This is a genomic window from Streptomyces sp. NPDC005803 (genome assembly GCF_040630435.1).
Taxonomy (GTDB): Bacteria; Actinomycetota; Actinomycetes; order Streptomycetales; family Streptomycetaceae; genus Streptomyces.
Map to the genome: position 1 here is coordinate 45718 of NZ_JBEXXO010000015.1, position 13713 is coordinate 59430.

The window sequence follows — 13713 nt, forward strand, 5'->3', positions numbered from 1 at the left end:
CGCACGAGAGTTGGCTCCATGAACGGCCTCTACGCTCTCAAGCCCTGGTACGCGAACCGGCTCTCCGGTGTCCGCGCCTCGCTGGTCCGCCGTGAGGTGTCGCCCGACACCCTCACCGCCGTCGGCGTCGTCGCCGCGGCCGGCGGCGCGGCCGCGCTCGCCTGGCTGCCCGCCGGCATCTCCGCCCTTCCGGTCGCCGTGCTGCTCGCGGCCCGGCTCGCCTTCGCCAACCTCGACGGGGCGCTGGCCCGCGACACGGGCCGCACGACCAGGCGCGGAGCGGTGCTCAACGAGCTGGGCGACCGGGTCGCGGACCTGGTCGTCCTGGCGGGGTTCCTGGCGCTCGCCCCGCTGTGGCTGGTGGCGGTCGCCGCGCTCGCGGCGACGCTGCCGTCCTGGGTGTCGCTGGCCGGCGCCGCGGCCGGGGCGCCCCGGCGCAACGGCGGACCTGTCGGCAAGACGGAGCGCTGCCTGCTGGTCGTGGTCGCCGCGGCCAGCGGCTGGACCGTACCGGTACTGATCGTGATCGCCGCCGGTTCGCTGCTCACGGCGGTGCTCCGGCTGGCCGGGCTGTGGAGGGAGCTGGCATGAGCGCCGTACTGATCGCCGAGGAGGCGGCCGCGCGCGCGGTGCCGCTGGTCGCGGGTGTGCTGGGGGCGGGCGGGGTCGCGGTCGCGGTCCTTCCCTCGAAGGTCCGGATGCGGGCCGAACTGCGCAGGCGGTGGCGGACCTGGGCCCTGGTCGCGCCGGTCTTCCTCGGGGCGTACTTCCTGGGCGGCGGCGGCACGTACGCACTGGCCGCCGGCCTCGGGGTGATCGCGGTGAGCGAGTTCGTCCGGATGGCGGGGCTGCCGCGCGGCGACCACCTGGTGCTGGCGGCGGCAGCGGTCGTCCTCCCGGCGCTGGCGTGGCTGGCTCCGCAGCTGCTGGACGTGCGGGCGGCGGCGGTGCTGCTGGTCGCGGCCGCCCTGCCGGCCGTGCTGGCCGGGGACGACCGGACGGGCTTCACCCGCACCGCGCGCACCGCGTTCGGACTGCTGTGGATCCCCGTCGCCCTGACCGGTCTGGTGACGCTCGGCGAGACCGCGGTGGCGGTGGGCCTGGCGGTGGCGCTCGGCGATGTCGGCGCCTGGTGCGGGGGCACGGCACTGGGCCGGCGCGGACCGCTCGCCCGGCCGCTCTCACCGCTCTCCCCCAACAAGACCTGGGCGGGCGTGCTCGGGGCGGGCGTCGCGACGGCCCTGCTCCTGCTCGTACTCGGCGCGTTCAGCTTCCCGCTGTGGGCAGCGGTGACCGGTGGCTGTGTGCTCGGCGACCTGATCGAGTCGATGGTCAAGCGCGAGTCGGGGGTCAAGGACGCGGGCAGCTGGCTGCCCGGCTTCGGCGGCCTGCTCGACCGGATCGACTCCCTGCTGGTGGCCCTTCTCCTGGCGACGGTGACGACATGACGCACATCCTCGCGCGCACCCGCGGCCCGGCCGTGCTCCCGCGCCGCTCCCGGATCGGCTCCGCGCTCCGTCGCGGGCTGTGGTGGGGCGTGCTCAGCCTCACCGGCGGGGTCGAGCGACGCGGCCGGCTGCCGCGCGGCGGCTGCGTGGTGGTCGCCAACCACTCCTCGCACGCGGACACCGCGGCGCTCCTCGCGGCGCTCGACGCCCGGCACGCCCCGGCGATCGGGGCGGCGGCCGACTACTGGTTCGCCTCCCCGTGGCGGCGGCGGATCTGCCGCAGGCTGGCGGCCGGCTTCCCGGTGCGGCGGGGCGGCGGCGGGATGACGGATCTGCTCACCATGGCAGGGGAACTGCGGGCCGGCCGGGCGGTCGTCCTGTTCCCCGAGGGCACCCGGGCCAAGGGCGGCGCGCTGGGCGCCTTCCACCGGGGGGCGCTGGTCCTGGCCGAGGAGGCGGGGGTGCCGGTGGTGCCGGTGGGAATCGCCGGTACGGACCGGCTGCTGCCCAAGCACGGGCGGCTGCGGTCCTCCCTGGTGCGGGTGACGATCGGTGAGCCGCTGCCGTCCGCGGCCACCCCGGAACGGGCCCGTGACGCGGTGCTCGCGCTGCACGAGCGGACGGCGGCGGAACCCCTGCGGGACTCGGCGGCGCGGCGGCGGGTGGCGGCCGTGGTCACCTCGCGCTGGGGGCTGCCGCTGGCATTCTGCTGGGCGTTCGCGGAGGCGCTGAGCTGGCCGCTGATGCCGGAACTGCTGCTGGGTGTCGTCTGCGTGGCGGTGCCGCGCGCGGCCCTGAAGATGTCCGTGGGCGCGCTCGCCGGCAGCCTGGCCGGCGGGCTGCTCGCCCTGCACCTGGCTGCGGCGGGCGTGCACCTGCCCGCGCCGCTGACGACGGACCGGATGCGGGCGGAGGTCCGGCACGAGCTGGCGCTGGAGGGCGCGTCGGCGGTGCGCCACCAGCCGTGGAACGGCGTCCCGTTCAAGGTGTACGGCGCTGAGGCGGGCCGCGCCGGGGTCGCCCCGTCCGACTGGCTCACCGCCTCGGCGGCCGCCCGCGGCTCGCGCACGCTGACGGTGGGCCTCGCCCTCGCCGCCTTCGGCCTCCTGATGCGCCGGCACCGCCGCCACTACGGCCGCTACCTGGTGCTGCTGTGCGGCGGATTCGCGGTGGGGCTCGCGCTGATCGTGCGCGGCTGGGGCTGAGGCGGCGCGGGCCCGCATGGAAACCGCCCCCCGGCCGGCAGGGGAACCGGTCGGGGGGCGGGATTCGTGGCGGGGCGCCGGGAGGGCGGCGCCCCGGGCTGTCAGCCCTGGTGGGGGTAGGTGTAGTCGGTCGGCGGGACCAGCGTCTCCTTGATGGCCCGGGTCAGGGTCCAGCGCTGGAGGTTCTGCGGGGCGCCCGCCTTGTCGTTCGTCCCCGAGGCGCGGCCACCGCCGAAGGGCTGCTGGCCGACGACGGCGCCGGTCGACTTGTCGTTGATGTAGAAGTTCCCCGCGGCGTACCGCAGCTTCTCCATCGTGTACGCGGCCGCGGCGCGGTCGTTCGCGATGACGGAACCGGTCAGGGCGTAGTCGGAGACCGACTCCATCTGCTCCAGCATCGCGTCGAACTCGTCGTCCTCGTAGACGTGGATCGCGAGGATGGGGCCGAAGTACTCGGTCGTGAAGACCTCGTTCTCGGGGTCGCTGCACTCGATGACGGTAGGACGGACGAAGTAGCCCACCGAGTCGTCGTACGTGCCGCCGGCGATGATCGTGCACGCCGGGTCGGCCGCGGCGCGGTCGATGGCGGCCTTGTTCTTCGCGAAGGCGAGGTCGTCGATGACGGCACCCATGAAGTGGGAGAGGTCGGTGACGTCACCCATGGTGATGGAGTCGACCTCGGCCGCGAACTTCTCCTTGAAACCGGAGTTCCAGATGGAGGCCGGGACGTAGGCGCGCGAGGACGCCGAGCACTTCTGGCCCTGGAACTCGAAGGAGCCACGGGTCAGCGCGGTCTTCAGGACGGCGTGGTCGGCCGAGGGGTGGGCGACGACGAAGTCCTTGCCGCCGGTCTCGCCGACGAGGCGCGGGTAGGTGCGGTACTTCGCGATGTTGTTGCCGACCGTCTTCCACAGGTGCTGGAAGGTGGGGGTCGAGCCGGTGAAGTGGATGCCGGCCAGGTCGCGGTGGTTCAGGGCCACCTCGGAGACGGCGATGCCGTCGCCCGTCACCAGGTTGATGACGCCCTTGGGCAGACCGGCCTCCTCCAGGAGCTCCATCAGCAGCACGGCGGCGTGGGTCTGCGTCGGGGACGGCTTCCACACCACGACGTTGCCCATGAGGGCGGGGGCGGTGGGCAGGTTGCCCGCGATGGCCGTGAAGTTGAACGGCGTGATCGCGTAGACGAAGCCCTCCAGCGGACGGTGGTCCATGCGGTTCCACACGCCCGGGGAGTTGGCCGGGGGCTGCTCGGCGAGGATCTGGCGCGCGTAGTGCACGTTGAAGCGCCAGAAGTCGACGAGCTCGCAGGGGGTGTCGATCTCGGCCTGCTGGGCGGTCTTGCCCTGGCCGAGCATCGTGGAGGCGGCCAGCGTCTCGCGCCAGGGGCCGGAGAGCAGTTCGGCGGCGCGCAGGATGATGGCGGCGCGGTCGTCGAAGGCCATCGCGCGCCAGGCCGGGGCGGCGGCGAGGGCGGCGTCGATCGCGTCCTGGGCGTCCTGCTCGGTCGCGCCGGCGAAGGTACCGATGACGGCCTGGTGGTTGTGCGGCTGGACGACGTCGAAGCGCTCGCCGCCACCCATCCGCTTCTCGCCGCCGATGGTCATCGGCAGGTCGATCGGGTTCTGGCTGAGCTCCTTGAGCTTCGCCTCCAGGCGGGCGCGCTCCGGGGAGCCCGGGGCGTAGGAGTGGACCGGCTCGTTGACCGGCGCGGGGACCTGGGTGACAGCGTCCATGGTGTCCGTTGCTCCTTCAGTAGAGGGGTGGAGGGGGCTCAGCCCTTGGTGAGGATGGAGCGGCCGAAGAAGAGGAGGTTGGCCGGCTTCTCCGCGAGGCGGCGCATGAAGTAGCCGTACCAGTCGGTGCCGTACGCGGTGTAGACACGCATGCGGTGCCCCTCGGCCGCGAGCCGGATGTGCTCGTCGCTGCGGATGCCGTACAGCATCTGGAACTCGTACTCGTCGAGCTTGCGGCCTGCCTTGCGGGCCAGTTCCTGGGCGATGGCGATCAGGCGCGGGTCGTGGGATCCGATCATCGGGTAGCCCTCGCCCTCCATCAGGGTCCTCAGGATGCGGACGTAGGCCTTGTCGATCTCGGCCTTGGCCTGGTACGCGACGGAGGCGGGCTCCTTGTAGGCGCCCTTGACGATGCGCACGCGGCTGCCGGCGGCGGCCAGCCGGCGGGCGTCGTCCTCGGTGCGGAAGAGGTAGGCCTGGATGACGCATCCGGTCTGCGGGTGGTCCTTCCGCAGCTCCTCGTGGATGGCGAACATCGAGTCGAGGGTGGTGTGGTCCTCGGCGTCCAACGTGACCGTGGTGCCGATCGCGGCGGCGGCCTCGACGACCGGGCGGACGTTGGCGAGGGCCAGCTCGTGGCCGTTCTCCAGCGCCAGGCCGAACATGGAGAGCTTGACGGACATCTCCGCCCTGGTCCCCAGGCCGAGCTCCTTGAGGCGGCCGATGAGCTCCAGGTAGGCGTCGCGCGCGGCGGCGGCCTGCTCGGGGGTCGTGATGTCCTCGCCGACCACGTCGAGGGTGACCTCGAGGCCCTTGTCGGTGGCGTCCTCGATGACCGGGACGACCTGCTCGACCGTCTCACCGGCGATGAACCGGTCGACGACCTGCTTCGTGCCCGGGGCTGCCGAGATGAAACGGCGCATCTGGTCGCTGCGTGACGCGGCGAGTATCACGGGACCCAGCACGGGGCACCTCCACGGAAAGTACGGACGAAGGCCGTACCGCCCTGCACGTCCCCAAAGGGAACAGAAGCGGCACAGCACGGAGAACCACCGTGAATCTAAGGATTGCTCCGATCCTGTGCCATCGACAGCTGTCACGCATCCCTGCCCTGGTTCTCAGACATATGTCTGAAGGAATGCGAGAATGGCTGGGTGAAGGGCGATTACCAGGAACTGGTCGACGAGATCTCCGCGTTGCTCGGCGTCCCCGCGACGCTGGAGAACCGGGATTTCGGCCTGGTGGCCTTCGGGGCGCACGACAGCGACGACGACACGGCGATGGACCCGGTCCGCACCCGGTCGATCCTGACCCGCCGCTCCACCCCGGCCGTCCGCGCCTGGTTCGAGAACTTCGGCATCACCCGCGCCACGGGCCCCGTCCGCATCCCCGCCGCCCCGGAAGCCGGTGTCTACCGGGGCCGGATCTGTCTCCCGGTACGCCATCGGGGTGTCGTGCTCGGTTACGTATGGCTGCTGGACGCCGACCCCGGGCCGACCGACCGGCAGCTCGACGCGGCGATGGACGTGGCGGCCCGGATCGGGCCGCTGCTCTCCGACGAGGCGCGGGCGGGCAGCGACCTGTCGCGGGAGTTCGGCGCGGTTCTCACGGCGGGGCGGGGCTGGCAGCGCGACATGGCGGTGGCGGCGCTCAGCGAGGCCCTCGGCCCGGACGCGGAGGGGCTGCACACCGTGGTGTGCGTGACCCCGTGGCCGGATGACCCGCCGTCGGTGCGCACGGTGCCGTCGGCGGCGGCCCTGTCCGGCGCCCCCTCCCCGGCCGGCGCGGGCAGCCGCGCACTGGCCGCGCTGGTCCGGCTGCGGTCCCCCGACGTCCTGGACCCGGCGCTCACCGCCGCGGCCCGGCTGCGCGCCGGCGCGGGGGCGGCCGCCACCGCCGGGATCGCGGTCCCCCGCCGCGGCCTCGCGGAGCTGGCCGACGCGTGGCACGAGGCATCGGGCGCGGCGAGGGCGGCAGCGGCCGAGACCCGGTTCGGCCCGGTCGCCGAGTGGTCCGCCATCGGCCCGTACCGCCTGCTGACCTCGCTCCCTCCGGACACGCCGCCGGACCACGCGGTCCGCCCGCTGCTCACCCCGCCGCACCGGGACCTGGCCCGTACCGCCGAGGTGTTCCTCGACTGCGCGGGCCAGGCGTCCAGGACCGCGGCCGAGCTGGGCATCCACCGCCAGACGCTGTACTACCGCCTCTCGCGGGTCCAGCAGCTCACCGGCCTGGACCTGAACGACGGCGAGGACCGGCTGCTGCTGCACATGGCGCTGAAGGCGTCCCGGCTCTGAAGCCGCCCGGCCCCGCAGCCGCCCGGCCCCGCTGCCGCCCGGCTCTGAAGGCCCCCGGCTTCGAAGGCGCCCCGGCTCCGGAGGCGACCTGCCCCGCCCTACAGCCAGGACGGCGGGTCGGGCGCGACGATCGGCCGGTCGCTGACGACGGCCGCCATGACCAGGGGCGCGTCCCCGTCGCTGTGCCCCACGCTCACGCCGACCCAGCGCTCCCGTGCGGACACCGGCCCCCATGCGGTCAGATCGCCGTAGCAGTCCGCGGCGAGGAGAGCCTCGAAGAGAGCCGGGACCGCCGCCGGTCCGCCGTGCTCCCTGAGGAGCAGCGCCACATGGACCGCCACCTGGTGGTGGGCTCCCCAGCGGGCGTCCAGCTCCGCGACGAGCGCGGCCAGCAGTGCCTCGGCCGCCTCCTGCGCGTCGTCCCACGCCGGGCCGTCCACCCCGTCGAGGGCGTCACCTTCCCAGAGGGGGACGATCCGGAAGCCCTCGCCCGTGGTCACCGCCCACTCCCCGGTGACCGGGTCCCCGTCGGCCGCCGTCGGGCCGGCGGCGGGCAGCGGCGCGGTCAGCAGCGCCTCCACCTCGGCGACGGCCCGCGCGAGGGCGAACGCCTCCCCCGCCCGCACGCTCATCGCACGCGGCCGTTCCCGCGAGGTTCCTGGATCCGCTTCCTCATCCGTACCGACTCCCGCCTGCGCCACCGCCGTTGCCGTGCACGCGCCGACGGCACAGGCTACTGGGAGGCGTCCGGATCCGCGGGACGGACCCGCCCTTCCAGCACCACCTTCAGCCCGTCCGTCAGGTCCTGCGCCGAGGGTGCCGACCCACTGTCCATCAGCCACTGGACCATGACGCCCGCGAGCAGCGCCTGGCAGAAGAGTCCGGCGACCCGGGCCTTCTCGGGTTCGGCCTCGGGGTCGATGCCCAGCATGTTCTCGGCCAGTCCGTCACGGCCGTCGCGCTGCGGGCCGGCGAGGGCCTTCTGCAGCTCGGGGTCGGAGTCGATCCGGGAGACGACCTCCATCTGGAGCTGCCAGACCGCACGGGCCTGCTCGTAACTGCCGATCACCCGCTCCCAGGTCTCGCGGAACTGGTCGAGCGGCGCCGGCGGCACGTCCTGCGGCCCCTCGGCCGCGTCCCCGGTCAGCACATCGCCCCACTCCTCCGTCACCTTGAGGAAGGCGAGGTTGAGCAGGGCCTCCTTGGAGCCGTAGTGGTAGCCGATGGAGGCGAGGTTCGTCCCCGAGGCCGCCACGATGTCGCGCGCCGTCGTCCGGGCGTAGCCCTTCTCCAGCAGGCAGCGCTTGGCGCCTTCGAGCAGATCCTCACGATGTCCCATGACAGCAGCGTACCCGGCATGTGGACGTTTGTGTAAGACGCACGTCTACATGCCGGGTACGGGGGCTGCGGCTCGCGAGCCCCGGCCCACTCGGCCCGCTTCGGACGGGAGGGCCGAAAGGAGCGCGGTGCGTCAGTCGGTGAGGTTCACCGAACGGGCGGAGGCCGCACCGATCTCGGCCGAGATCTCGGCCAGCACCGACGCCGGGACGTCGTCGTCGACGGTGAGGACGACCAGCGCCTCGCCGCCCGCGGCGGCCCGGGAGACCTGCATGCCCGCGATGTTCAGACCGGCCTCACCGAGGATCTTGCCGACCGCGCCGACGACACCGGGGCGGTCGTCGTAGCGCAGCACGACCATGTGGTCGGCGAGCGCCAGGTCCACATCGTGCTCGCCGATCGCGACGATCTTCTGGAGGTGCTTGGGACCGGCCAGCGTGCCGGAGACCGCGACCTCCTCGCCGCCGGACAGCGTGCCGCGCACGGTGACCATGTTGCGGTGGTCGGGCGACTCGGAGCTGGTGGTGAGGCGGACCTCGACACCGCGCTCCTGCGCGAACAGCGGGGCGTTCACGTACGACACGGTCTCGTCGACCACGTCCTCGAAGACGCCCTTGAGCGCGGAGAGTTCGAGCACCTTCACGTCGTGCTGGGTGATCTCGCCGTACACCTCGACGTCGAGACGGGCCGCGACCTCGCCCGCGAGCGCGGTGAAGATCCGGCCGAGCTTCTCGGCGAGCGGCAGTCCGGGACGGACGTCCTCGGCGATGACGCCGCCCTGGACGTTGACCGCGTCCGGCACGAGCTCACCGGCGAGGGCGAGACGGACGGACTTGGCGACCGCGATGCCCGCCTTCTCCTGCGCCTCGTCGGTGGAGGCGCCGAGGTGCGGGGTGCAGACGACCTGGTCGAACTGGAACAGCGGGGAGTCCGTGCAGGGCTCCTTGGTGTACACGTCGAGACCGGCGCCGGCGACGCGGCCCTCCTTGAGGGCGGAGGCGAGCGCCTCCTCGTCGACGATGCCGCCGCGCGCGGCGTTGACGATGCGCACCGAGGGCTTCACCTTGTGCAGCGCCTCGTCGCCGATCAGGCCGAGCGTCTCCGGGGTCTTGGGGAGGTGCACGGTGATGAAGTCGGAGACCTCGAGCAGCTCGTCCAGCGAGAGGAGCTTGACGCCCATCTGCGCGGCGCGCGCGGGCTGGACGTAGGGGTCGTACGCGACGATCTTCATACCGAAGGCCGACATGCGCTGGGCGACCAGGACACCGATGCGGCCGAGGCCGACGACGCCGAGGGTCTTCTCGCTCAGCTCCACACCGGTGTACTTGGAGCGCTTCCACTCGCCGTTCTTGAGGGCGGTGTTGGCCTGGGGGATGTTGCGCGCGGTGGCGACCAGCAGACCGCAGGCGAGCTCGGCGGCGGTGACGATGTTGGAGGTCGGTGCGTTCACGACCATGACGCCGGCCTTGGTGGCCGAGGAGACGTCGACGTTGTCCAGACCGACGCCCGCGCGGGCGACGACCCTCAGCTTCTTCGCGGCGGCGATGGCCTCGGCGTCGACCTTGGTGGCGGAGCGCACCAGGATGGCGTCGACATCGGCGATCGCGGGGAGGAGCTCGGCGCGGTCCGCGCCGTTGCAGTGCCGGATCTCGAAGTCCGGGCCCAGGGCGTCCACCGTGGCGGGCGACAGCTCTTCAGCGATGAGTACGACAGGTTTCGAGCTCACGTGAGTCCTCACAGATCCAGTGCGGACGGCCGTCCCGACGGCCGCAGGCGGTGGAGGGGCTTGCCGCGTGGAAGACGCACGACACTGTGGGCCTGACGCGTGTATGTGTGGAGAAGTGTAGTCATGCGCGACGACGCATACTGCGCCCCGTCGGAAGGATCACCCGCAAGAGACTGGACGACTTGTACACACGTACGACGCCGCCTCTTCCAGCGGTGAAGCAGGGCGGATGCCGGAAAGGGGCGGGTCCGGGACCCGCCCCTTTCCGGCGCCGTGTTACGCGTCCTCGTCGTTGACCCAGCTCATGAGCTTGCGCAGCTCACGGCCCGTGGTCTCCAGCAGGTGGTCGCTGTCGGCCTTCTTGTACTCGTTGTACTTGGGCAGACCGTTGTGGTACTCGGCCATCCAGGCGTTGGCGAAGGTGCCGTCCTGGATCTCGGTGAGGACCTTCTTCATCTCGGCCTTGGTGTCGGCCGTGATGATCCGCGGGCCGGTGACGTAGTCGCCCCACTCGGCGGTCTCCGAGATCGACCAGCGCATCTTCTCCAGGCCGCCCTCGTACATGAGGTCCACGATGAGCTTCAGCTCGTGGAGGCACTCGAAGTACGCGATCTCCGGCTGGTAGCCGGCCTCGGTCAGGGTCTCGAAACCGGCCTTGACCAGGGCGGCGGTGCCACCGCAGAGGACGGCCTGCTCACCGAACAGGTCGGTCTCGGTCTCCTCGGTGAAGGTCGTCTTGATGACGCCGGCCCGGGTGCCGCCGATGCCCTTGGCGTACGAGAGGGCGAGCTCCAGGCCCTTGCCCGAGGCGTCCTGCTCGACGGCCACGATGCACGGGACGCCGCGGCCCTCCTCGTACTGGCGGCGGACCAGGTGGCCCGGGCCCTTGGGGGCGACCATGCAGACGTCGACGCCGGCCGGCGGCTTGATGAAGCCGAAGCGGATGTTCAGACCGTGGCCGAAGAACAGCGCGTCGCCGTCCTTGAGGTTGTCCTTGACGGACTCCTCGTAGACCTGGGCCTGGATCGGGTCCGGCACCAGGATCATGATGACGTCGGCCTCGGCGGCGGCCTCGGACGGCGTCACCACGCGCAGGCCCTGCTCCTCGGCCTTGGCCTTGGACTTGGAGCCCTCGTGCAGACCGACACGGACGTCGACACCCGAGTCGCGCAGCGACAGCGCGTGGGCGTGGCCCTGGCTGCCGTAGCCGAGAACCGCGACCTTGCGGCCCTGGATGATGGACAGGTCGGCATCGTCGTCGTAGAACATCTCGGCCACTGGGTCTTCTCCTTGGTGTGCAGGTGTTGCGTCCCACCGTACGGCGGGGTGCGTCAGTTACGTTGTCGGGTCTCGCCATACGAGCGGCGCGGCGGACCCGGAGTGATTTACGCCGTGCGGTCGAGGGCGCGCAGCGACCGGTCGGTGATCGAGCGCGCGCCGCGCCCTATGGCGATGGTGCCGGACTGGACGAGCTCCTTGATGCCGTACTGCTCCAGCATCTTGAGCATCGCCTCCAGCTTGTCGGCGCCGCCGGTCGCCTCGATCGTGACGGCCTCGGGGGAGACGTCCACGGTCTTGGCGCGGAACAGCTGGACGATCTCGACGATCTGGGAGCGGGTCTCGCTGTCGGCGCGGACCTTCACCAGGACGAGCTCACGCTGGATCGCAGCGGACGGCTCGAGTTCGACGATCTTCAGGACGTTGACCAGCTTGTTGAGCTGCTTGGTCACCTGCTCCAGGGGCAGGTCCTCGACATTCACGACGATGGTGATGCGGGAGATGTCGGGGTGTTCGGTGGTACCGACCGCGAGCGAGTCGATGTTGAAGCCTCGGCGGGAGAACAGGGCGGTGATCCGGGCGAGGACACCGGGCTTGTTCTCGACCAGGACGGAGAGCGTGTGCTTGGTGGACATGAAGTCGGTCTCTCTCTGTCTCTCAGTCGTCTTCGTTGTCGCCGAAGTCGGGGCGGACGCCGCGGGCTGCCATGACCTCGTCGTTGGAGGTGCCGGCGGCGACCATCGGCCACACCATGGCGTCCTCGTGGACGATGAAGTCGATGACGACCGGGCGGTCGTTGATCGCGTTGGCCTCGGCGATGACCTTGTCCAGGTCGGCCGGGTCCTCGCAGCGGATCGCGTGGCAGCCCATGGCCTCGGACAGCTTGACGAAGTCGGGCACCCGGGTGCCCTTGGCCGCGTTGCCGTCCGTGTCGGCGCCGGAGTGCAGCACGGTGTTGGAGTACCGCTGGTTGTAGAAGAGGGTCTGCCACTGGCGGACCATCCCGAGGGCGCCGTTGTTGATGATGGCGACCTTGATCGGGATGTTGTTGAGCGCGCAGGTGGTGAGCTCCTGATTGGTCATCTGGAAGCAGCCGTCACCGTCGATCGCCCAGACCGTGCGGTCCGGCATGCCGGCCTTGGCGCCCATCGCGGCCGGGACCGCGTAGCCCATCGTGCCCGCGCCGCCGGAGTTCAGCCAGGTGGCGGGCTGCTCGTACTGGATGAAGTGCGAGGCCCACATCTGGTGCTGCCCGACGCCCGCGGCGAAGATCGTGTCCGGCGGGGCGAGTTCACCGACGCGCTGGATGACCTGCTGCGGCGAGAGGCTGCCGTCCTCCGGCAGGTCGTAGCCGACGGGGTAGGTGTCGCGCCACCGGTTGAGGTCCTTCCACCAGGCGGCGTAGTCGCCGGTGCGGCCCTCGGTGTGCTCGGCCTGGACCGCCTGGACGAGGTCGGCGATGACCTCGCGGGCGTCCCCGACGATCGGGACGTCCGCGGCCCGGTTCTTGCCGATCTCCGCCGGATCGATGTCGGCGTGGACGATCTTGGCGTACGGGGCGAAGCTGTCCAGCTTGCCGGTGACCCGGTCGTCGAACCGGGCGCCGAGGGCGACGATCAGGTCGGCCTTCTGCAGTGCGGTGACGGCGGTGACCGCACCGTGCATACCGGGCATCCCCACGTGCAGCGGGTGACTGTCGGGGAAGGAGCCGAGCGCCATCAGCGTGGTGGTGACGGGCGCTCCGGTGAGCTCGGCCAGCACCTTGAGTTCGGCGGTGGCCCCGGACTTCATGACGCCGCCGCCCACGTACAGCACCGGGCGCTTGGCCTGGGTGATGAGCTTGGCGGCCTCGCGGATCTGCTTGGCGTGCGGCTTGGTCACCGGGCGGTAGCCCGGCAGGTCCATCACCGGCGGCCAGCTGAAGGTGGTCTTCGCCTGGAGCGCGTCCTTGGCGATGTCGACCAGGACCGGTCCGGGGCGGCCGGAGGCGGCGATGTGGAAGGCCTCGGCGATGGTGTGCGGGATGTCCTCGGCCTTGGTGACCAGGAAGTTGTGCTTGGTGACCGGCATCGTGATGCCGCAGATGTCGGCTTCCTGGAAGGCGTCGGTACCGATGGCGGCGGAGGCGACCTGCCCGGTGATCGCGACGATCGGCACCGAGTCCAGGTACGCGTCGGCGATCGGGGTGACCAGGTTGGTGGCGCCGGGACCGCTGGTGGCCATGCAGACGCCGACCTTGCCGGTGGCCTGCGCGTAGCCGGTGGCCGCGTGGCCTGCGCCCTGCTCGTGACGGACCAGCACATGACGCACCCGCTTCGAGTCCATCATGGGGTCGTACGCCGGAAGGATGGCGCCGCCGGGAATGCCGAATACCGTGTCGGCCCCCACCTCCTCGAGGGAGCGAATGAGGGACTGCGCACCCGTGACGTGCTCAACGGTGGCGGACGACGATCCGCCGTTACGGGCCCGCGGCTGGGGATGGTGGGCCCCGGTGGCCTGCTCGGTCATCGGCATTCTCTTCTCGAAGCTGAGGATTTTTACAAGTGTTTTGCGTTGGTTTGCGTGGCGCCGGTGCAACAAAAAACCCCTCGTGCCGTGAGGCAAGCGAGGGGAGCGCGTCGGTGCGGTCTGCAGAGTGTCATCGAGGGACTCTGCTTCAGCCGACGCGCTTTTCAAGTACGAGAATTC

At 71.5% G+C, this 13713-nt stretch carries 12 protein-coding genes; 4 read left to right on the forward strand and 8 right to left on the reverse strand.

What is annotated here, in order from left to right:
- Window positions 1–18 precede the first annotated feature (18 nt).
- From ABZ454_RS21760 to ABZ454_RS21770, 3 genes are read left to right on the forward strand one after another with little or no spacing between them, the layout of a single operon-like run.
- On the forward strand, window positions 19–591 hold the full coding sequence (locus ABZ454_RS21760) for a CDP-alcohol phosphatidyltransferase family protein (protein ID WP_359540024.1): 573 nt from the start codon (window positions 19–21) through the stop codon (window positions 589–591).
- Window positions 588–1448 (forward strand): phosphatidate cytidylyltransferase, encoded by an 861-nt coding sequence (locus ABZ454_RS21765; RefSeq protein WP_359540027.1) that lies wholly within the window; start codon window positions 588–590, stop codon window positions 1446–1448. The genes ABZ454_RS21760 and ABZ454_RS21765 overlap by 4 nt, the downstream gene beginning before the upstream one ends.
- Window positions 1445–2653, forward strand: coding sequence for a lysophospholipid acyltransferase family protein (locus tag ABZ454_RS21770; RefSeq protein ID WP_359540029.1), 1209 nt, complete (start codon window positions 1445–1447; stop codon window positions 2651–2653). The genes ABZ454_RS21765 and ABZ454_RS21770 overlap by 4 nt, the downstream gene beginning before the upstream one ends.
- A 101-nt stretch (window positions 2654–2754) precedes the next feature.
- Here the strand turns inward: ABZ454_RS21770 and pruA are convergent, their stop codons facing one another.
- Complete coding sequence (gene pruA, locus ABZ454_RS21775) at window positions 2755–4386, reverse strand: L-glutamate gamma-semialdehyde dehydrogenase (protein ID WP_359540032.1); 1632 nt, start codon at window positions 4384–4386, stop codon at window positions 2755–2757.
- 38 nt (window positions 4387–4424) lie between these two features.
- Window positions 4425–5351 carry a proline dehydrogenase family protein gene (locus ABZ454_RS21780; RefSeq protein WP_359540034.1) on the reverse strand — a complete coding sequence of 309 codons (927 nt, stop codon included), beginning with the start codon at window positions 5349–5351 and terminating at the stop codon, window positions 4425–4427.
- Between the two features lie 189 nt (window positions 5352–5540).
- On the opposite strand from ABZ454_RS21780, the gene ABZ454_RS21785 reads away from it, so the two are divergent.
- A complete protein-coding gene (locus ABZ454_RS21785; RefSeq protein ID WP_359540036.1) occupies window positions 5541–6683 on the forward strand; it encodes a helix-turn-helix domain-containing protein in 1143 nt (380 codons plus the stop codon).
- Window positions 6684–6781: 98 nt separating this feature from the next.
- On the opposite strand, the gene ABZ454_RS21790 is transcribed toward ABZ454_RS21785, so the two are convergent.
- The 6 genes from ABZ454_RS21790 to ABZ454_RS21815 form a co-directional block, all read right to left on the reverse strand.
- Window positions 6782–7315: a hypothetical protein gene (locus tag ABZ454_RS21790; protein WP_359540038.1), complete on the reverse strand. Its 534-nt coding sequence runs from the start codon at window positions 7313–7315 to the stop codon at window positions 6782–6784.
- Window positions 7316–7416: 101 nt separating this feature from the next.
- Window positions 7417–8022 carry a TetR/AcrR family transcriptional regulator gene (locus ABZ454_RS21795; RefSeq protein WP_356316679.1) on the reverse strand — a complete coding sequence of 202 codons (606 nt, stop codon included), beginning with the start codon at window positions 8020–8022 and terminating at the stop codon, window positions 7417–7419.
- A 132-nt stretch (window positions 8023–8154) separates the two neighbouring features.
- The gene (serA, locus tag ABZ454_RS21800; RefSeq protein WP_359540040.1) at window positions 8155–9747 is read right to left on the reverse strand and encodes a phosphoglycerate dehydrogenase; all 1593 of its coding nucleotides are present in this window, start codon (window positions 9745–9747) and stop codon (window positions 8155–8157) included.
- A 276-nt stretch (window positions 9748–10023) separates the two neighbouring features.
- The gene (ilvC, locus tag ABZ454_RS21805) at window positions 10024–11025 is read right to left on the reverse strand and encodes a ketol-acid reductoisomerase (RefSeq protein ID WP_359137153.1); all 1002 of its coding nucleotides are present in this window, start codon (window positions 11023–11025) and stop codon (window positions 10024–10026) included.
- A gap of 107 nt (window positions 11026–11132) precedes the next feature.
- A complete protein-coding gene (gene ilvN, locus ABZ454_RS21810) occupies window positions 11133–11660 on the reverse strand; it encodes an acetolactate synthase small subunit (RefSeq protein WP_136329340.1) in 528 nt (175 codons plus the stop codon).
- 22 nt (window positions 11661–11682) lie between these two features.
- Window positions 11683–13539 (reverse strand): acetolactate synthase large subunit, encoded by a 1857-nt coding sequence (locus ABZ454_RS21815; RefSeq protein ID WP_356316673.1) that lies wholly within the window; start codon window positions 13537–13539, stop codon window positions 11683–11685.
- Window positions 13540–13713 lie beyond the last annotated feature (174 nt).